General features: G+C 37.8%; 15 protein-coding genes. 5 read left to right on the top strand and 10 right to left on the bottom strand.

The annotated features are described in order from the left end of the window. Positions 1–31: 31 nt before the first annotated feature. Positions 32–538, bottom strand: coding sequence for an SEC-C metal-binding domain-containing protein (locus tag QA584_RS04855; RefSeq protein WP_278273378.1), 507 nt, complete (start codon positions 536–538; stop codon positions 32–34). An 880-nt stretch (positions 539–1,418) separates the two neighbouring features. On the opposite strand from QA584_RS04855, the gene QA584_RS04850 reads away from it, so the two are divergent. From QA584_RS04850 to QA584_RS04830, 5 genes are all read left to right on the top strand, one after another. After that, complete coding sequence (locus QA584_RS04850) at positions 1,419–2,096, top strand: response regulator transcription factor (RefSeq protein ID WP_278273377.1); 678 nt, start codon at positions 1,419–1,421, stop codon at positions 2,094–2,096. After that, the gene (locus tag QA584_RS04845) at positions 2,093–3,256 is read left to right on the top strand and encodes a sensor histidine kinase (RefSeq protein ID WP_278273376.1); all 1,164 of its coding nucleotides are present in this window, start codon (positions 2,093–2,095) and stop codon (positions 3,254–3,256) included. The genes QA584_RS04850 and QA584_RS04845 overlap by 4 nt, the downstream gene beginning before the upstream one ends. A 644-nt stretch (positions 3,257–3,900) precedes the next feature. Next, positions 3,901–5,313 (top strand): ABC transporter permease, encoded by a 1,413-nt coding sequence (locus QA584_RS04840; RefSeq protein ID WP_278273375.1) that lies wholly within the window; start codon positions 3,901–3,903, stop codon positions 5,311–5,313. Between the two features lie 10 nt (positions 5,314–5,323). Further along, a complete protein-coding gene (locus tag QA584_RS04835) occupies positions 5,324–5,989 on the top strand; it encodes an ABC transporter ATP-binding protein (RefSeq protein ID WP_278273374.1) in 666 nt (221 codons plus the stop codon). Between the two features lie 88 nt (positions 5,990–6,077). After that, entirely contained in the window at positions 6,078–6,590 is a 513-nt protein-coding gene (locus QA584_RS04830; RefSeq protein ID WP_278273373.1) for a glycoside hydrolase family 5 protein, read from the top strand. Positions 6,591–6,631: 41 nt separating this feature from the next. Here the strand turns inward: QA584_RS04830 and QA584_RS04825 are convergent, their stop codons facing one another. From QA584_RS04825 to QA584_RS04785, 9 genes are all read right to left on the bottom strand, one after another. After that, on the bottom strand, positions 6,632–8,452 hold the full coding sequence (locus tag QA584_RS04825) for a DUF5050 domain-containing protein (protein ID WP_278273372.1): 1,821 nt from the start codon (positions 8,450–8,452) through the stop codon (positions 6,632–6,634). A gap of 75 nt (positions 8,453–8,527) precedes the next feature. Beyond that, positions 8,528–10,306, bottom strand: a complete 1,779-nt coding sequence (locus QA584_RS04820) for a DUF5050 domain-containing protein (RefSeq protein WP_278273371.1) — start codon at positions 10,304–10,306, stop codon at positions 8,528–8,530. Between the two features lie 371 nt (positions 10,307–10,677). Beyond that, positions 10,678–11,022, bottom strand: coding sequence for a DsrE family protein (locus QA584_RS04815; protein ID WP_278273370.1), 345 nt, complete (start codon positions 11,020–11,022; stop codon positions 10,678–10,680). 76 nt (positions 11,023–11,098) lie between these two features. Next, positions 11,099–12,382, bottom strand: coding sequence for a sensor histidine kinase (locus QA584_RS04810; RefSeq protein ID WP_278273369.1), 1,284 nt, complete (start codon positions 12,380–12,382; stop codon positions 11,099–11,101). Positions 12,383–12,512: 130 nt separating this feature from the next. Further along, a complete protein-coding gene (locus QA584_RS04805; RefSeq protein ID WP_278273368.1) occupies positions 12,513–13,205 on the bottom strand; it encodes a response regulator transcription factor in 693 nt (230 codons plus the stop codon). A gap of 2 nt (positions 13,206–13,207) precedes the next feature. Continuing rightward, positions 13,208–13,351, bottom strand: a complete 144-nt coding sequence (locus tag QA584_RS04800) for a hypothetical protein (protein ID WP_278273367.1) — start codon at positions 13,349–13,351, stop codon at positions 13,208–13,210. A 2-nt stretch (positions 13,352–13,353) separates the two neighbouring features. Continuing rightward, complete coding sequence (locus QA584_RS04795; RefSeq protein ID WP_278273366.1) at positions 13,354–14,769, bottom strand: hypothetical protein; 1,416 nt, start codon at positions 14,767–14,769, stop codon at positions 13,354–13,356. A gap of 55 nt (positions 14,770–14,824) precedes the next feature. Further along, the gene (locus tag QA584_RS04790) at positions 14,825–16,903 is read right to left on the bottom strand and encodes an efflux RND transporter permease subunit (RefSeq protein WP_278273365.1); all 2,079 of its coding nucleotides are present in this window, start codon (positions 16,901–16,903) and stop codon (positions 14,825–14,827) included. 854 nt (positions 16,904–17,757) lie between these two features. Continuing rightward, on the bottom strand, positions 17,758–22,287 hold the full coding sequence (locus QA584_RS04785) for a DUF4073 domain-containing protein (RefSeq protein ID WP_278273364.1): 4,530 nt from the start codon (positions 22,285–22,287) through the stop codon (positions 17,758–17,760). Positions 22,288–22,447: the final 160 nt, after the last annotated feature.

The raw sequence follows: 22,447 nt of genomic DNA, 5'->3' as shown, positions 1-22,447 counted from the left end.
CATGAGGCAGCCCGATTCTGCTCGACTTAGCTTACGCAGTCGCTCCACAGCACTTTTTATATTTTTTTCCACTTCCGCAAGGACATGGATCATTTCTTCCAATCTTCTTTTCTTTTACTATGGTATTTGATTTCTTTTGTTCCCAGTATAATTCTTTTCTTTTTTCTTCTGATAAAAGACTGTCCCAAACAGGTAATTCGTATAGCCAATCAGCCTTTGCTTCCACCATATTATAATATAACTTTTCTTTATCAAATCCAAGGTTTACTACAGTAGACGCCTCCATCTCTTCAATGGGGTTTTGTTTCTTTAAACTGTCATTAATACCATCAAGAAAACCTACCATAATGGATAAGCTTGTCCCATATCTGGAAGCCAGCTCTTCTACAGTACCTTCTACAACTGTCTCCGGGTCTGCTAGTAATCTTTCATAGATTCCTTGTTCAATATTAAAATAGTTAGCCCAGAAAAGCTGTCCTTCTTTTTGATTTGTATCAAGAGAGTATGCATAATCTCTCCATTCTTCTAATAAACTCATTGTTTTCATCCTTTCTTTCGTTTAGTATTTGCAAAATAAACCTAAACTTACGCAAAAAAAATTATTAATTTATGTATAATACTGCAATTTCTGTATCATACTATAGTTAATCTAATTTCAAACAATTGCCGCCTGCAAAGCCAGACGACTAAGTTAACAATTGAATATTCCTTTGGGACATCCATTTGTAATAATTAGATTGCACAGTAAGCGTCATCTTATACGGATGTTGGATCCCCCCTCCAACTTTAGGATACGCCAGACACCAAAGAAAAGTTAAATACTTATCCTCCCCTTTTTAAATGCAACCCCTGTGGCAAAGGCGTCATGGGGGTTGTGTTTTTTTCTAAACCCTTATGAATCAAGGCTTTTGGCGTATAAAACCTTTTATGGCACAGAGAGTATTTTATCATAAAAATAGTTTATACGCAACTTATACTCAACTTTTTCTTTTATAGTATTATCTTTAACCAGATTTATAAGATTCCTTTCCGTTTAAAATATTTTTAGCAATCGTTTTTTCTATTTCTATGACTAATGCCTTATCTATTGTTTCTGTTTATTGATATTTATCTATTATCTGCTTCGTAAGCAGACTCCAGAATGCCATTCTCTCTTAGAAATGTCCAGATCAGAGATTTAATGCAACATTTTTAAAATTATCTTTTTATACATAATATAATACGATTCAAAAAAGCCTGAAAGAAATTCATACTCCTCTTCTGACAGACTGCAAGTTATTAAAAATATTGTTTTTTGGTAAAAAGGTGCTTTCATTACCTGCACCAACAATACTTCAAAAATATAATGGTAAAAACTAACGGAAAACTAACATTTGTTGTGATATTATTAATTAATAAACTACAAGGATGGTGTCCATATGAAAATTTTGCTTGTTGAAGATGAAGAAATGCTTTCTGCTATCATAGCCAGGGGACTGCGTAAAGCAGGTTATGCAGTTGATACTGTTTATGATGGTGAAGAAGCTCTGGAATATTATGAAATCAATGGGTATGATATTATCATTCTAGACTTGAATATTCCAAAACTAGATGGGCTGGACGTACTGCGGGCAATTCGTAAGAACGATACCAATACAAAGATTTTAATTCTTTCTGCCAGAACGAAAGTGGATGAAAGAATCCTTGGATTGGATGAGGGCGCTAACGATTATCTTATTAAACCTTTTGATTTCGGTGAATTAGAAGCCCGAATCAGAAATTTACTGCGCCGAAACTTTTCCGAGCTTCCAGCATCAATTATATTTGGTATTTTTACAATTGATACAAATGCTAAAAAAGTGATTTGCGATGGTGAAACATTGAACTTAACCCGTAAGGAATACTGCATTTTAGAGTACCTTGTGCTGAATAAAAACAAGGTGATCAGCGCAGAGGAATTTGTCGAACACATTTGGGACAGCGACTTTGATCCTTTTTCTAATACTATCCGTTATCATATTCATTCATTAAAAAAGAAGCTTTCTGATTATGGCAGACAAGAAATAATAAAAACCATTCGAGGGCAAGGATACATGATTGAGGAGGACTGTTTATGAAGATGTCTTTACAGTGGAGAGTTACGTTGTTAACCGCTGTTGTACTGGTTATTTCCTCTATTGCATTATCAGTCCTGGCCATGATGAACGCGCGAAAAACTCTTATCTCACCTTTTTATGATCTAATTGATATAACGGAAACAAATAATGGTATTTTAATACAAATGAAAAACGATCCAAACAAAACCGATACTTCGGAAGACGATTTTATTCAATCGGGACCCACAGCCTCACAAGAACTTCAAAAGGCTAAGCAAAATTTTGATACAACGACCATTTTGTTTTGCTTTTTATTGACCGTTGTTGGAACAGGCGCTGTCTTCTTTACTACGGGAAGAGCCTTAAAACCAGTAAGAACACTAAGTCAGCAAATCTCCAAAATTGATGAGCATAATTTGACACAACGATTGCCGGAACGGAGTTCCAATGATGAAGTAAGCCAATTAACCGTATGTTTTAATCATGCACTTGACCGTTTGGAGGATGCATTTGAAAGACAAAGGCGGTTTTCAGCAAGTGCTGCACATGAACTGAAAACACCTCTTGCAACGATTAAAGCAGGAATACAAGTACTTTCTATGGATGAAAATGGTACCCTTTTGGAATACCAGGATAATGCCCGTATGACAGAAGCAAGCGTCGACAGACTGACGAAAGTCGTTAACGATCTGTTAATTCTGGCAGCTTCAAGCGAAACGACTGAAACACAAAAAGAAACTATATATTTGGATGTCATGTTTGAAACCATATTCGAAGATTTATCAATAATATATGAAAATCGTGAAATTACTTATCATATTGACTGTGATGCCATAACGATATACGGAAATGCTGCCCTTCTTTACAGAGCCTTTTATAACTTTATCGAAAATTCTTATAAATACAACACGGAAAAAGGAACTATTTCAATTCGTTGCAGTGAAACAGAAGATGATATAAAAATCGACATTGAAGATACCGGTTTGGGAATCCCTTCCGAACATCTACCCTTTATATTTGACGCTTTCTATCGGGTGGACGGCTCACGTTCACGCAAAACCGCAGGCTCAGGTTTGGGACTGTCCATTGCTAAGTCAATCATAGAAAGGCATGAGGGCACTATAAACGTTTCAAGCGAGTATAAAAAAGGTACAAAATTTACGATTCAATTTCCCATATAAAAATTAGTTATTTAGAGGCTGTTGTAAAATATAGTTATCATCCTGGTCTAATAGGGATTATATTTTGGAAATTTTTTTCTAAGTTCGCGTCAATAACGGCTGTATTCTCTTTCTTGCAGCCATTCGCGCCTACTTTCCACAAAATTTTTCCCAAAATATAATCCCTTAATTTTATCTTTTTTGCAGCAGCCCTTTTTTCATTTTACACTAATTTTTATTAATAATATTTTTTTTACTCAAACTTCACAGTTAATAAACTTAAAAACACTTGATAAAATCAGCCCTAAAGCTAAATTGAAAGCATGATTATGCTATGTTTCATAAGCGCTTTATTCTGAGTCTGATCATTCACTTATGACTTTTTCAGGTGGTTCAGACTCAAAATGCACACTGTTTGACGAGCATAGCGAGGAGTTTGTGAAAAAATCATTAGTGAATTCCAGGCTCAGAGTCCGAAGCTTATGAAACATAGCATAATCAATGCTTTCATAATCCCCTTCCTTGCTGATTTTATCAAGTATACCAAAACAAAAATAACTGCGAAGTTTAATTTATTACTTAAAAACCTAACGAAGATTTAACATACCATTTGCTATACTGAATTATGTCGACAAACAAATACTATTTAAAGGAGCAAATAAATTATGTACATTATAGCAAATGCAATTAAAAATATTGGCAGAAACAAAGGAAGAAATAGTATAATGGCAATTATTATTTTTACAATAATTCTTACAACTGCCGTATCCATTATCATTAACACGACAACTTCCGCTATCATTACAGATTATAAGGCGAGGTTTGGATCGGAAGTTTCAATTAGTGCCGATTCTGAAAAACTTCAAAACAGAAAAACGGCAGAGAATTATAGACAACTTACCCCGGAAGAACAAATATCATATGGAGATTCCCCTTTGCTGCAAAGCTCAAATTTTTCAGCAACCATTGATATATCACCTAGAAAACTTGTATCTCTGAGTGAAAGCGAGAGAGATAATATGATGTCGGAATTTCTCAGCGGTGCGAAAAGAGCAGATGGAACAATAATGCCAGAGGTAGTTCCCATGAAGGCAAAAATTGTTGCATCGGATAACCCAGCAGCAAACAGCGATTTCAAAACAGGAACCCGCAAAATTACCAGCGGCAGGATGTATGAAACTCTCAATGAATGCATTGTCAGTGAACAGTATGCCAGCCTAAACAAGATAGCTATCGGGGATACCATTGAGGTTGACAGTTATTATAAAGACGATCTTATGGCTCACAACTTAACAGTTGCAGGTATTTATATGGATAACACCATGCTTGGAACGGATGCTGACGAAATAACATCAATAACTAACAGAAACAATGAAATTCTGACAAGCTTTGAAACTGCAAAAGGAATGGAACTGTTTCATGTGTTTGGAACTGTTACCGCTCAATATTTTTTGAAAGATCCCGCACAGCTTTCTGCATATGAAAAAGAACTCAGAGAAAAGGGCTTAGCTGATTATTACAAGGTTACTACCGATGACGCTGGTTATAAAAAAGTAGTGGGACCTGTGGAAGGACTAGCCAAGGTAACAAATTCATTCTTAATTGTAGTTTTGGTCCTCGGTTCCATGATACTTATCCTTTTATCTACACTTGCAATTCGTGAACGCAAATACGAAATTGGGGTTCTTCGAGCAATGGGTATGAAAAAGATTAAGGTCGCTTTGGGGCTGCTTACAGAAATGCTTGTTCTAACGGTAATATGCCTGATTCTTGGGTTAGGTCTTGGAATGGCAGCATCAAAACCCGTCGCTGATAGCTTGCTTGCAAATCAAATTGAACTTGCCAAAGATAACAGTAATGGGAATGGCGACATGCAAACAGGTGGCAGTACAGGACTTGGGACACCTTCATTTTCATCAGACGTTAAACCACTTTCGGAGCTTCAAATCAACTTAAATATGGATGCAATAACAAAAATTATTTTAATTTCTCTTACTCTTGCAGGTATATCAAGTATCGCAGGTATTATGTATATCACAAAATATGAACCAATAAAAATACTATCAGAAAGGAATTAAGGTGAATATAATGAGTCTTTTAACAATCGATAAGGTATCCTATCAATATAGCGGAACAACAAAAGTGGTGTTGAATAAAATTTCGGCAGTGTTTAACGGGGGTAAGCTCTATACCATTATGGGCAAGTCAGGTTCAGGTAAAACTACCCTCTTATCCCTTATTTCAGGTCTTGATACTTGTACGGACGGTTCCATAAATTATAACGGTAATCCACTTTCCCAAATTGATCGTGATAACTATAGAGCTGAAAGCATTGGTGTTATTTTCCAGGGATATAATCTTTTGACAAATGCTACAGCGGTTGAGAATATTGTGTTATCTATGAATATAAGTAAAGCAAAAGATGTCAATAAAAAGAAAGTTGCCTATGAACTTCTTGAAAAAGTTGGTATTGACAAAGAAACCGCCGACCGCAAAATTTTAAAACTCTCCGGCGGAGAACAGCAGCGGGTTGGTATTGCACGGGCTTTATCTCATAATCCTAAGATTATCATTGCCGATGAACCTACTGGCAACCTTGATAGCGACACGGAAAAAAACATTATGAGTATCCTTACGTCCCTTGCACATGATGATCATAAATGTGTAATTGTCGTAACACATTCAAAAAAAGTATCGACATACGCTGATGTCCTTCTAGGGCTTAATAGAGGGAGCTTGGATAGTATAAACTAATTTTGCACACCTGCCTTGATTACTCCTAAATGTAGCCTTTGTTAACACGGTTCGCAGCTCCGGCGGCAATAACCCTTTGAGACATTTGATGATTCCGACTTACGCCGCTTCCTCTTCTACCTCTGCCTGGGATAACTTTACCATACCGTCAGATGATAAAATCATTGTCTCTGTTCACGCTTATACTCCATATGATTTTACCTTAAATATTAACGGAACTTCACAATGGAGCCCTAATAACAGCGCAGATACGGGTGCCATCAACTATCTGATGGACAGTCTGAACCAGTACTTCATCTCCAAGGGTCATCCTGTTATACTTGGTGAATTCGGTGCTTTGAACAAGAATAATCTAAGCCAACGAACCGATTGGGCATATTACTATGTTAAAGCTGCCAAGGCTAAGGGAATACCTTGTATCTGGTGGGATAATGGTGCAGTAAGCGGAAGCGGCGAATTGTTTGGGCTCTTTGACAGATTGCGCTCCTTCGCTCTATATCTCTGGCAAAAAAAGCTGATAAAACAAATTATCATAATATGTTTTATCAGCTTTTTACTTACAATTAAAAGCAGGAATTATCCGCTAATGCCGAAAACATAAAGTTTTCAACGATTTTTAACTTTAGCAGAATTTAGAATTAATCAATCCAGCCATTGGTCAGCATGATGACCTCCATTCATATACCAGCGGGGATTATCAAGCTGCCAAACCTTATCCCCTATATAACCCGCGGCAGACAGCACGTCATTAAAATTTCCCGCCTTAATTAGGTCGTCCCGCAGGGTTTTCATTTTCCCGTTTACATGCTTTTGTTCGGTAAAATGATATCCCTCATCATTCTCTACATATGACAAATTATTCGCAACCACGAACTTTCCGTCAATATACTGATAGATCTCCCACTCACGATAGGTGGTTAAGTAACTTCCGCATGAGTAAATGCATTTTTTCTCCGGGTCAAGAGCTGGATTGCAAATATCAGAAAAGGATTCCGATTTGACAAAGGATGATGTCTTCTGGTTCCAAAGCCAGCAATCATAATATGTATTTGAATGGTTTCCGATAAAACTAGACAGGATAATCACATCTTTATAACCATCAAAATTTACATCTGTAACATGGAGACCCATGGTGTCCATCATATTATTAAAAACAGGATTTATACTTCCCTCATCAATCTCACTATAGGGGTTGTCCTTGCTAAGAAGTGGATGGTCTTTTTCATCATAGACCTTTAAACCCATAACAAAGCCCATTCCCCATTCCTCATTGTTCTGGGTCTTTCCGGTGGCAACAAAACGGTATTTTGGCATATCTTTACTTAATTGACGGGTAATTTCATAGGTTACTACTTTGGTTAAATCTTTTATAACCTTTTTATCTCCGCCGTCTGTATCCATGGAATAAATCTTTGCACCATTCTTGACACCACTCATGGTATAATAAATCCGGTTATCAAATACGCAAATCCATTCCACACAATCCTCAGACAGAAGTTTCCGATTGCTGCCGTCCTTATTCACGCGGTAGGGTTTCCCCTCATTCCCGTTTATATAATAAACCTGGTCACCAGCCACATTTATACTTCGGGCATAGTCATCCATCAGTTTATGTCTGTCGCTGCCGTCGGTTCTTATGGCATAAAGGGCATAAAGTTCGTTGGAATCCTTATCAATATTATAATAAATCCAGCCGTCTGCCACTGTCATACCATATGGAATGTCATCGGTTAACTTTATTTTGTCGGTTCCATTGGTATTAGTACTGTAAATTCCGTCTAAACCACTTATTTGACGAAAATAGTATATTCGGTTATCGACCACATTCATGTAAACTGGATTATCATTGCTTAATTTTTTCCGGTCACTGCCGTCGGTGTCCATACTGTAAAGAGCATAGTCATCATCCCAATTGCAGTAATATATACGGTCCCCAAAAACATTAATATTTTCGGAACTATCCTCGTTCAGCTTTTTATTACCGCTGCCATCGGTATTCATAACATAGATGTTCCCGCCCTTCTCATTTTTGTAATAAATCCGGTCACCAGACACATAGAACCACGGCGTCCTATCATCATTAAGTTTACGGTTATCACTGCCATCGATATTCATACTATAGAGTGTACCATCATCAGAGTGGTTAGCATAATAAATCCTTCCATCTTGAACCGCACAATTACCCTCACTATTTACCGTCTTAGATGTCCTTGATGCTGCATTTTCCGGTTCTGTTTTTAAAGAACCTTCTGTTTTTAAAGAACCTTCTGTTTTTGTTTTTTCAGTATCTTCTGTTTTTTCAGAACCTTCGAAAGTCACAGAAACTTCAGACGTTGATGAATTAATGGTTTCAGGTTCTGTTGTATTAACTGCTGCTGGCGTAAGCTTCACATGCCATGTCCCGCAGCTGCTAAAGCAAAGCATTGAGATGAGAACAGTAAAAATGATAATAACTTTTTTCATATATACTCCTTTAATTATATAAACTGGCAGTACACTGCCATTCTCCTAAACAGTGAATATAATGGATATTAGATATTATTCCAGCCATTGGTCAGCATGATGACCTCCAAACATATACCAACGAGGATTATCAAGCTGCCAAACCTTATCCCCTATATAACCCGCGGCAGACAGCGCGTCGTTAAAATTTCCCGCCTTAATTAGGTCGTCCCGCAGGGTTTTCATTTTCCCGTTTACAAGGTTTTGTTCGGTAAAATGATATCCCTCATTATTCTCTACATAGGACAAATTATTCGTAACCACGAACTTTCCGTCAATATACTGATAGATTTCCCAAACCTGATGACTGGCGCCGGAACCTCCGCTTGAGTAAATGCATTTTTTCTCTGGATTAAGGGCAGGATTGCAAATATCAGAAAAGGATTCCGATTTAACAAAGGACGATGTCTTTTGGTTCCAAAGCCAGCAATCATACAATGTATTTGAATGGGCTCCGCTAAAACTATTCAGGATAATCACATCTTTATAACCGTCAAAATTTACATCTGTAACATGGAGACCCATGGTGTCCATCATATTATTGTAAACATAGTTTCCAATTACCTCATCAAGATCAGAATAGGAATAGTCCTCTTTGAGAAGTGGACGGTCTTTTTCATCATAGACCTCTAACCCCATAACATAACCCATCCCCCATTCTTCCAGGGTCAGAGTGTTCCGGGTCTTCCCAGTAGCAACAAAACGGAATTCAGGCATATCTTCACTTAATCGGCTGGTGATTTCATAGGTTACCTCCTTATAAGCTCCATCGCTTAAATCTTTTATAACCCGTATATCACCGCCATCTGTATCCATGGAATAAATCTTTGCACCACTCATGGTATAATAAATCCGGTTATTAAAGACGCAAATCCAGTCCGCACTATCCTCAGAAAGAAGTTTCCGATTGCTGCCGTCCTTATTTACGCGGTAGAATTTCCACTCATCCCCTTTTATATAATAAATCTGGTCACCCGCCACATTTATGCTTAAGGCATAGTCATCAATCAGTTTATGTCTGTCGCTGCCGTCGGTTCTGATGGCATAAAGTTTATTAGAATCCTTTTCATTATTATAATAAATCCAGCCGTCTGCCACTGTTATACGATATGGAATATCATCGGTTAACTTAATTTTGTCGCTTCCATCGGTATTAGCGCTGTAAATTCCTTTTAAACCTTCTTTTTCGCAAAAATAGTATATTCGGTTATCGACCACATTCATGTATAATAGCTCGTCGCTGCTTAATTTTTTCCGGTCACTGCCGTCGGTGTTCATGCTGTAAAGAGCAGAGTTATCATCCCAATTGAGGTAATATATACGATTCCCAAAGATATTAATATTTACGGAATTATCCTCATTCAGCTTTTTATTACCGCTGCCATCGGCATTCATGACATAAATGTTCCCACCCTTCCCGTTTTCGTAATAAATCCGGTCACCAGACACATAGAACCACGGCGTCAAATCATCATTAAGTTTACGGTTATCACTGCCGTCGATATTCATACTATAGAGTGTACCATCATCAAAATGATTAGCATAATAAATCCTTCCGTCTTGAACCGCACAATCACCCTCAATATTTACTGACTTTGATGTCCTTGAAACTGCATTTTCCGGTTTTGTTTTTAAAGAATCTTCCGTTTTTTCAGAACCTTCGAAAGTCACAGAAACTCCAGAAGTTGATGAATTACTGGTTTCAAGTTCCGTTGTATTAACTACTGCTGGTGTAACCTTCTCATGCTGTGTCCCGCAACTGCTAAAGCAAAGCATTGAGATGAGAACAGTAAAAATGATAATAAATTTTTTCATATTTGCTCCTTTAATTATATATACTGGCAGTACACTGCCATCCTCCTCAACTACCTGAATATGTAAATTATGTTACTCCATAAATATTAATACTTCTATACTTTTATTTTAAGTTTTTCTAAATACTCAAAAATCCCAGTTTATAAACTAAAAATAACTTGATAAAATCAGTATTCGTGTTAATCAATTCCTAAATTGTAAGAATTGATTAACACGAATACTGATTTTATCAAGTATACCAATACAAATACTATAAAATTTGAGCAAATATCTTAGATGGGACCTCGTAACATGTAACTTCATACACAGCTTTCCCGTATTGAAGAGACTGTTGCAAGTTGTAGAATATCAGTCTGGACACAGATAATGAGTTATATGGTAATTAGTTTTTCATCATTTTTCAGGATATCTGTCAATCCTTCACCCCAGTACATGACTTCTACATCCAGGTCTATAAGTTTATCTGCAACCCCTAATTGCTCTGCACAGGCTTTGCATGCCGAAAACTGAACACCTGCCTGTTGGGCAATTTTAATTTTTGTTTGAATCAAATCATTCTCTGCTGCCAGTTTCGCAGTAGCTCCCCAGATAATTACAGTTACCTCCTGCCACCATTGATGTATTTTACTATTTGTGGCATACATCATAACCATTTTGTCCGAGGTAAGAATATCTGCGTTTGTCCAAAGAATATAAAGCCGATTCGGTTTTTCCATACTAGAACTCCTTCCTATTGACTCTTACTGTTATTTATTCTTGTTTCATTGAAACTTCTGCATTGACTAACTCCTCTTATAGCTTTTCATTAAGCTCAATTCGAATACTAAGTCCACCAACCGTATTGTTATAAGCCCTGATGCTTCCGCCATGACGGTCTACAAGGCTTTTACATATCGATAAGCCTAGACCGGCTACCCGCCTGCTCTGATCTGAGGTGTAAAAAGGTTCAAATATTTTCATAATATCTTCTTCCTCTACTCCGCTTCCGTTATCTGCTATGAGAAATACAATTTTTTCATACTCTTTGAATATATCGATGGTGATTTTTAACTGCTCTTTTTGTTTATACTTAAGGCTATTACTTATTATATTCCCAAATACTCTATATAATTTTGTTAAGTCAACCATAATCTTACTGTCAGGGCAACTACATATAACCTGAAAATCTACCTCCAGGAAACTAAGTTCTTCATAATATTCCTGTTCCAAAAGATCTCGGAATTGTAACACTTTCATTTCCTGCATTTTGAAACCGGATTGTAATTCTACCCCCACATAATCATCAAACTCATCCACTAATTCTTTTATCATTTTAGATTTTGAATATATTGTTTGAATATATTTGGTAAAACGCTCCGCACTTACGGTTCCTTTTTGCAGTCTTTCTGCATACCCCATTACAGAAGTTAAGGGAGTTTTAATGTCATGGGAAATAGAAGCAATAATTCGGTATTGAAGCTGCTTATCTGCTTCCAAAAGGTCGATTAGTTCCGAATAAACCTGTTGCAGTATACCAATCTCATCGTACCGATTCTCTATAATAGGTTTTTTACCCTTTTTGTATTGCAGCATGATTTTCTGTAACTCAACAATCGGACTTACAATCCTTCGATGCATCGCATACATCAATATAAGAAGCGAAACGGATATGATGACTATTTCTCCCCAAAACAAATCATCTATAATACGAAAGGCTGGGTTTACTCTTAAGGGAATCGGCCAAATCACTTTAAGTAAATAGATGTTACCATTTTGCACAAACACATCCTGTGTACTAAGATTCATATTTGCATGAAAAGTTTTTCCCGTTGAATATAAAACATTACCCGCTCTGTCTTTCATTTGCAGAACAAGCCCTTTCTCTTTCGCACTTTTCGCTAAATATTCTTTATAATCATACTGGGTTTTTGCAGCTTGAGTTAGTTCTCTCGCCGTTTTTTCTAAGTATGCAATATTTTTATCATGATTTATTGATATGTTTTTAGACAATGAAAATCGGTAATAGGCTCCAATAAATAATATATTAAATAGAAAGATGCCAAGCACCATTAACGGTATTTTATATTTTATACTCATGCTTTTCTCCATGATGCCGCGCCTAGGGCATCTTACAATAAGTGTGTATTATGCTTTTTCTTCATGACTGGCGACATGGCTGCCTCAAAATCCTGAGAAATATTTCCAAAGAAACTGTGAAGCAGTTTTTCTACACTTTCCCAAGCCCTTCTACCAATTTATAGCCGACTCCCCAGACAGTTCTAATATATTGATGGTCCTTATCCAGTTTATCACGTATATTTTTTATGTTAATTGCCACTGCACCGATATCTCCGTATTCATCCCCCCAAACCGCCATAAATATCTGCTCCTTCGATAATACTTTACCTACATTTTCACATAAATATAATAAAACCTGAAATTCTCTGGTTGATAAAGGGATTGGTGTCTTATTTAACAAAACTTCATAATTCTCTTTATAAATTTCTATATCACCAATACGTATTACAACTTTTTGATCCTGAAACTGTTTGATTCTATTTTCTCTGCGAAGGTGAGCTTTTACTCTTGCAATTAGCTCCTCTACTACAAAGGGCTTTGTAATATAGTCATCTCCGCCCATTTCCAGCCCTAAAAGTTTATCAAGAATTTGATTTTTTGCTGACAAAAATATAATAGGGCATACAACATTATCTCTAATTCTACGGCATACACTCAGTCCATCTGCCTTTGGCATCATGATGTCTAATACGATTAATGTGAAATCAGCATTTTTTTCTATGATTTCAATTGCCTCTTCCCCGTCATAGGCTAATACCGTAGTAAATCCTTCATCCGCTAGAGCATCTGATATTAAATCCGCGATTTCTTTATCATCATCAACGATTAGAATCTTTTGCATACCTATCCTTTCTGCCGGAAACAACCTTCTATTTTATGATTTACACCCATTGCATATCCCAGGCTGGCCTGGGATACTGCTACAAATACGAATGTGTGAAAGCTGCTCAGTATGGCAATCTTTCTCATTATAAATTTCTGATTCACACTTATTCCTCTTCTTTATATAGACCAAATAAATTTAATAATTTCTGCCAGAAGGTTAATGGAGCCTTCTCTTCTTCCACGGTAGCTGCTGCCTCCGGAATTTTTAATGCATCTGTCCTGATTGCAAATTGTACGGCACCAATATTTTTATTATCAGGTGAAACAAAGGATACCGGCTTAAAATCTTTATGGGAGAAATCAGATACCATGGAATCTATCTTATCTTGAATCTTGGTATCCATACCGGAAGTGTTATCAGAAAGCTCCTTTGTGCCCTCTGAGAGTTTACTGATACCGCTGTTTAGTTCCTTATATCCATTATTCAGTGAATTAATCCCACCTGCTAATTGTCCAACTCCGGCATCAAACTGCGTGTATTGACCGGATAAGCTTGTTAATCCAGCTGAAATTTGTTCCAAGGCTTTTGCTTGAGAAAGATACCCTTTTGCCAATGCCTGAGTTTGAGGATCTGTTGATTTAAGCATAGCTGTTGCTAACTCATTTAATTGGGCCGTACTTTTAAGTAATTCCGCTAAGCCTTTTGAGGTATCAGAAATTGCACTTCCTATCGCAGTAGAAGAACTCGTTATCTTGCCAGTATTACCGGCTAACGAATTAAGTCCTTTATAATAATTTTCTGAACCGTCTTTTAACTTTTCTGCCCCATCATTTAGCTTACTAATACCGTCGCTTAATTTAACTACATCCTCCGTCATGGTATCCGTTCCTTCAAGACTAATATCCATGGCTAATAACACCCCATTAAATTGAATCGGATTTAATTCAAAGTTTTCAACGTCTGCCTTTATCATAAAGGTTTTTTCATCTCCAGGCAAGAGTGAAAAATTAATACTTTTATTATTACCTGCATTTGCTATGGTCGCACCTTCTGCCATGATATCAGAAAACTTTTTTCCATCTAAACTAGTGGAAATCTGCAGGGTATAATTATTAAAAAATACATCTTTCACTTTTTCATTTTTTGTTACATCTATGCTTATTTCAACCTTACCGCTTTTTCCAATTAAATCTTCCGGTTTTATTTCCTTATTATCTAATTTATAGCCAATTTCAATATTCCAGGGCAGCTCTTTAGACACGAAATCCCCCTGGTAATAAAATCTGCCTTTTGGCACTGTACTTGTTATTTTACCGTCCTGAACCTGCAATTCATTCGTATTACTTAGGTTTCGCAAGGAGTTATAATCACCATAATCAGTAAATGAGGCTTCGGTGTCGGATTCGAAGGAGTTCACCACATAAATATTATTTACCTCACCATTATGACCTAGAATTGCATATACATTTTCGTCTTTTGGAATTTGAGCAACAGCCGCATTCGCTGTAAGGGGCAAACTAAACAGGAAGGACAAACTTAAGGTTGCAGCAATTAATTTGTTTATTTTTCTCTTTAACATATCGATTTACATCCTTTCTTTTCTTTTATCTTAACATCATGATTCGATTCTTATATTAATCTGCTTCTTGTTGTTTTTTTGTTATAAAGCCTGCTCCAACTGTTGATTTTCTTATCAAAAAATCTCCAAAGTATAAAAGTCCTGGCAGGAAAAACAATACCATAACCGCCGAAAGTGCAGCACCTCTTCCAATCAGCATTCCTAATTCTCCTATCACACCATTGGAGGAGATTGTCCCAAGTATAATGCCAGAAACCGATAAAATACTGGCAGAGGTTAATATTGACGCGGTTGTATTAGATATGGTTGCTGAGATCGCGTCTCTTTTACCGAGTACTCTGCGGTTTTCCATATAGCGGTTGGCAAATAGTATTGCATAGTCTACTGTTGCCCCTAATTGTACGGAATTTATGATCATAAATCCAATGTAAGCCAGACCGCTTCCAGCAAAATATGGAACTGATAGATTTATCCAAATAGAGGATTCGATGGCTAAGATTAAAATAATAGGAATGGATAGTGAACGGAACGTTAACATAATAATTAGACCAATACCCAAAATACTAATTACAGTAACAACTTTATTATCTGCTGTAACAGTCTCCTTCATATCATATACATTGACACTGCCGCCGGCTAAATAATACTGATCTCCATAATGTTCCTTAGATATCTCTCTTATTTTAGTTACTACCTCAAATGCATGATCACTTTCCTGATCCGTATTCGTATCTATAATCAGCCTGCTGTAACCATTAGTTACCAGTTTATTTAACACATCCGTTGGTATATACTCCATAGGGATCGCGCTTCCAACGGTTTCTGTGTAACCGGTAATGGAGGTTACCTCCGGTAATTTTTTCAAATCACTCGTCAGTTCTATTTGGGACCCTATATCATCTGACGGTATAAGTAATACGAGTTGATTCGATTTTCCATATAACGTATCAATTTCGTTTGTATCCTTCCATACATCACTAGTCTCATCACCAGTCATAACGGCATTTCCATATAGGAATGTATTATGTTGCTGTGCCAAAAAGGAGGGAACGATTAGAAGGGTAACTAAAATAATAACCGGCAGGAATAATTTTGGTACTAATTTACCCAGACCCGTAAAGGAAGGAACAAACGAGCGATGATGGGTTTTATCTATTATTTTGTATGTAAATACTGTCATAACCGGCAATAAGAACATAACAGATAATAGACTGAATACGATACCCTTTCCTAATACAACACCCATATCAGGTCCTAAACCAAATTTCATAAAAATTAGGGCCGCAAATCCTAAAATAGTTGTCATTCCACTGGCCAGAATAGAGGAAAAGGATTTTGCCATAGCCTTTGCCATAGCATCCTTAACATTCTCACCTTCTGCCCGATATTCGGCAAATCTATGAAGTAAGAAAATAGAATAATCCATGGATACCGCCAGTTGCAGAATGGAGGAGGAGGTCTGGGTAATAAAAGATACATCATCAAATATTATATTGGTTCCATTATTTATAAGTATTGCTACACCAATGGCAGTAAGAAATAATATCGGTTCAAACCATGAACTTGTAGTGATTAACAAAATAAATAGAATAAGGGGAACAATAAATAACATCATGGTATTAACTTCTGAACCGGATGCTTCTTGAGCGGCGGAGGTGCTTACCGCATCTCCGGACATGGCCCCATTTTCTCCGATGATACTTTTTATTTCGGATAGAGATGCTTTTAAATTTTCTGAATCCAGATAGGCACTAAATAAGGCATTGTTGTCCTTATACCAGGTATCAAGGGTCTTTTTATCCATTATTTCAATGGGTTCGTCTAAGTTGGCGGAATCATCCAGCCAGTTTATTTCTTTTACACCTGGAACCTTTGAAATTTTATCTTTATAATCAAGGGCCTCGGGTATGGTAACGTCTTTAATTAGAATTCTTAAATTAGGGGGCGCGGTGTCAAATGCCTTATCCATTATTTCAAGAGCAGTGGTAGAAGGAGCATTACTTGGAAGATATTTCATTAAATCATAATTCACTACTACGCCCTTTGCTAATACTACGGATAAAATGGTTGCAATTACAAATGCTATTAGCACTGCAATTTTGTGTTTTATTATTTTATTAGACAGCCAGTGCATTTTATTTCTCCTTTCAGTTATTGCGTACTCCTGGGTACTTATGCATAATTCAAAATTTAATATAACAACTATATTCTTATAATTCCAGTGTAAATTTATTAAGAATTATTATTTCCATATTTGTGAAAATACACTTTCTTTTGATAATATGCCACAATTAGTTGCCGCTTAACTACCCTGGTCAACAACACTTAACTGATTCCTTTATGAAGTGTTTATCAGTAATTGGACTCCCTTTCCTCATATTGCAATGAACCAAGATACGATAGGCACGATTTCTACCCCAAAGAAAAATAGGATGCAAAATATTCATACAAATATTTTACATCCTAACTCCCATGTATATCGCAAACTAGCTTGCGTTACTGCCCAATTAAGAAGTGTGAACTGTTTTATCTCACACTAACCACCCATTGCATGCCGCATCTGCTAGCAGATGTGGCACTGCCTCAAATCAGGGTGTGAAATGTCCTTTTATCTCACACTTCTTTCCTGCTTTTCTATCGATTATAATTTAATTCATCACTTTTCAAAATACACTTTTGTATCAAGCCATTTACCATCCGAATATACCAATTGAAGCTCCATATAAGTATAAGAATCTTCTCCTTCGATTGAAAATTCATACTGTACCTTAGCCGTTTCATCAGAAATGCTATTCCACTGTCCATGATAGTTATTATGTATTGCGATACCTATTATTGTTAGTAATTATTGCTGGAAAAAATCATTAGTGAATTCCAGGCTCAGAATCCTAAGCTTAAAAGACATACATAATCAATGCTTTCTTAATCACCTTCCTAGCTGGTTTTATCAAGTATACCAAGATAAAAATAACTGCGAAGCTTGAATAATTAATAAAAATAATAATTGATAATATACTCACGACTTATCATATCCTTGCAAGCCATATTTGCAGTGGTTTTATCTGTGAAATCAATATATACCCTGTAGTATTTACCTTCCTTAAGCACTTTTACATTGCCGGTCTTGTATTCCTGTTCAAAGATCTTAGCTACTGACTCAGCGTAGGTTTGACTTCCAATAACTCCAAGCTTCACATGGGTTTTATATATAAGCTCAGGTGCTTTTTTAGTATCCTTATTATTTTCTGTTTCTTTATGCTCCTTTACCGCAGGAATCTTAATAGAAGTTTTAACAGTTTTACCGGTGATGTTACCGGTTTTAGCAATAGGGGTTACTTCTACTAATATATATTTTCCATTGTCTTGTTTGGTTATCTTGTAGGTTAACTTAGAGCCTTTTGCAATTAATTTCTTATTCTTACCACTCTTATTGTCCGCTCTGTACCACTTAATTAAACTGTTACCCTCTTTATCCTTATTGGTATCAGTATAAGTATAAGATAACGTTAACACCTTGCCTGTAACGGTTTTTTGGGATAACTTAAGTTTAGAAGCAACTGGTGCTTTATTACTGATATTTACAATCGTAAAGGTACTGAATTTGCTGATTTCAACTTCTATTCCAACTGGATTGCCTTTTTTGTCATATACAATCGTTCCACGATTTAGCTCCTGCTCTCCGTCACTGTGGTTAATGTATACACCTAAGTTACTTAAGAAGGCGGCACGCTGTGCCTTATCCGTTGGTATTGCAATACCTTTTAACGAGAAGGTTATCTTAGTTGCAAAGTTCTGATAATTTGTTTCAATGGTCATTGGAGTACCAAGGGCTGTTACTTCGCTATTTCCGGCTGCTGTTTGTACTACCTTGGACGTTACCGCGTTTTGTAGCGTTTCTGCCTTCTTTTCAGTATCTCTGATTGGTACGATTCTAAAGTATAAATCGTCATCTTTTTCAGATAATTCTTGTATGGATTCTGCAGGGAGTTTAACTGTTACTTCCGCGGTCTTTATTTCAAGGGTGATATTATTCTTAGATAGTTCTTTCACCGAATCCGTATTAACAGTAACTGCTACTTCATCTGCCGGAGCTTTTGGAATATCATCTATAACAATCTGAACAATATTCTGATTTTGTTTCAAGATCTTTTGGATTACATCGACTGTTTTTGAACGATCCAGTTCAACGGTATCAATGCTTTTTTCGTCCTTAACTTCCCGTACAATATCAACTTTTGCTACGGCACTTGAAGTAGTACTGTTCGCTCCATTTACGTCTACCTGCCTGGTAACTGTCGTTGCTTTAGTAGTATCCGTTGTGGCCGGATTATTGGTATTGGTTGGAGGCTGGGTAGGTATCTGGTTAGCGGTAAAGGTTATGGTTTTGCTGCTGCCTGCCGGGTTGATTCCCACAGCCTTTACTCTTACCTGTACCAGTTGGTTTCCTGTAAATGTCGGCTCGTTGGTCGTGTTATAGCTTAACCAGCTGATTCCTCCATCCACCGAGTATTCCATTGTATTATCTGCTCCTACGAGACGATTCGTCGTGTCGTTTGCTGTAACACCTGGAATTGATGGTATTACCGCTACATTAATTCGATAATATTCGGCTGATGAATCCCGCGCCGTTACCCTAACGATAAAGAAATCACCGCCTGTAATTGCTTCATTTCCATATGGAGCTGCAGTCGCAAAATCTGCCGCCGAAGCACCAGCAGCATATTTGACAACTTTAACGCTGGCATTGCTGTCATTCTTATCGAACAGGGTGATAAAACTGCCGGTATTACTTGTATCAGCTGCTTTTGCCGCTGTAATTGTTACCAACCCTGCTGTTTCACTACCTATTGTACTACTTGGAGTGCCAAGACTGGTTATTATCTCTCCTTTAACAGTAGAGGTGGCCTTTAGGGAGGCATCACCGCTTAGAACCGATAGTGTCACTGCATTTTCCGTATCATTGGAAATTACGGAAATCGGTTCATTACCGTAACCACTAGCTGAAATAACCTGTTCACCGCCAGGAAGCCATAACAAGGCAGTTCCATCCGCACTGGTCTTAGCCCGGTAGGTATAAGTACCGCCTGATATACCATTTACTACACATTGAATGTCCGTCTCTTTTGCTGGATTTAGGGTTACTCGTACAAGATAAAGCTCATCACCACTGTACTTATTCCTGATATTACGAACACTGGCACCTGCTTCCTTGACTACAGGACCAATATTTCCAGTACCAATGTACATATCTTTACCCATTATCGATGCCCGTTCTTCTGTTACTCCCTGACCGCCGCGGATAAAAATATCTCCTGCGTCATTTGAAATAGTAACTGTATTACCATAAAGAGTCGTACCGTTATTCCCGGTAGCCCGAAGACCGACACCACCTCCTGAAGTTTTTCCTTTTCCTCCAACAGCTCTAAGGTCAGAGCCATTATTCACAGTAACGGTTCCAAGGTTTACATAGATAGCATGAGCCCCATATACCCCGCCCTCTCCGCCTGCTGCGGTTACGTCTGTGCCAGAAATACCTAAATTGCCTGTTCCAGAGACAGCGATTCCTATACCGCCATTGGAATTTGCACTCTTACCACCTGCTGCTGTAACCGTACCGCCCGAAAATAGAATGTCTCCGTAAAAATCATAAATTCCTGCGCCGCCATAGCTATTACTGTCTCCACCGGTGGCATTTAGACTTCCTCCGCTGACTTCAATATTTTTCTCATTGCAGACAACTCCGGTACCTCCCGAAGCATCCTTACTATTGCCGCCTGTTGCAGTAACACTGCCGCCTTCAATCGTCAGCTTTTTAAAGATATACATACCGTAACCACCAGCTAAATGCTCCGCATATCCACCCTTAGCATCTACCGTTCCTCCCAAAATAGTTAGATTTCCGCCTCTGCTATGATCGCTGGCCAGAAAGGAAGCTCCAATACCATAGGAGGAATTATAATTTGTTCCTTTTGATTCCCCACTGGTGGCATTGACGGTACCACTTTTTATCAGGATATCACCAAAGGCTGCCATAATTCCGTCACCACCCGAATGTGTCAGCGAACTGCCGCCTACCGCATTAATGGTGATATCTCCTTCAATGGTTAAGTCAGTACCCGTATAAAAAGCAATCAGGTAAATACCAGTGCCACCATCGCTGCCACTCACTTCGCTGCCGCCGGTGGCATTAAGGATACCATCTCCTTTTATTACAAGAGTTTGGTCATGCTCAGAACGAATTCCACACCCAACTCCGGTTCCAGTTAAGGAGCAGATACCAGAGACATTAACGGTCATAATACCTCCATCGCCATCCGAGTTCAATACTAAGCCAGACCAATTTGACGGTGCCGTAACATCCACATTATTCAGGTTTAGTGTAATTTCGTTTAATACAACTATGTAAGTATTATTACAGGCGACGGAATTTCCATCGATTGTAACGGTAGAACCCTCCGCAGACTGTACATTAATTTTGATGCTGGCGGTAGGAGCTTTTAATATGGTTAAGGTATCATCCGTTCCCGACAAAACGATTGTTTCATTGCTTCCTGTCCAATTATAGCCTGAACCGTTGATTTCATACGCCGGATCTGTAATTGGTGTACCTGAGCCGGTTACCGTACAAGTCACATTGACAGTATTACTTAACGATGGAATGCTAAGCGTTGCTGTAGAGGTATTGGCTGTATCGTTCCAGGCATAGGTATAACTTCCCGCACCTGTGCCGGAGGCTGTAATGTCTACAGGTGTTCCCTTTAAAACTATGGCTCCGCTTGTAACTACCTTCGCACCGGCTGTCGCATTAATATTACTTCCGGTAGCCGTACCAACATAGGTTGCAGTGAAGTTTACCGTATAGTAATCTAAGATAACATAGTTGTTTGCACCACTTATTGTTATGGGTCTTCCAATATCTTTGCCATTGACATAGATAAAGTAGTCCCCGTTTTCCACATTGGCTTCATAAACTCCGGTACTGCTTTTTAAAACTTCCACACTGGCAGCTCCCTTACGAAGTTCAATGCCTCCAGCCAGGTCACTGGGATCATTATCTATATAAGTACGGATTTGTACCGTATAGGTGGCTCCAGCCGGGCTCACACTAAAGCTTACATCAAAACTCTGAGCATTTACATTGCTGCCGGAAATCGTTACCGTCGCAGTGTAAGACCCCGCCGCCAAACCGGTAGCCGGATATACTAAAATACTATCACTTTTACCTGCCAAAATATTTGAAATACTATTATTTGATAAGGTGAAAGCAGTTGGATTACTTCCACTCAATGCAACCGTTAATTCGCCAGTATCCTCTGTGCTATCATTTTTCACTAGCACAGAATAAGGAGCTTGTGCTCCATAGCCTTCCGTTGCCGCATTAAAATTAAAATGGCTGACAGTAACCAGCGAAATGCTGGGTGCCGCACTGGCTGTCAGGGTTACACCAAATAAGGGACTTACCACCAGTACACATATCATCAGAAATGATAAAAATTTTTTCCATTTTGTCTTTAACATTCTCAGACCTCCTCAACTACACATGGTAATAACTAATTTACTACCTGCTCTATTCATCTTTAACAATTCGCCGGATAGTATGACACCATTCATTTCTACCAGCAGCGATTTCCAATGACCTTGAGCCTCCTTCACGTTATGATACCTTTATTGTATCAAC

The organism is Anaerocolumna sp. AGMB13025 (assembly GCF_029689925.1).
Classification (GTDB): Bacteria; Bacillota; Clostridia; order Lachnospirales; family Lachnospiraceae; genus Anaerocolumna.
This window is presented reverse-complemented; position numbering and strand designations above follow the sequence as displayed.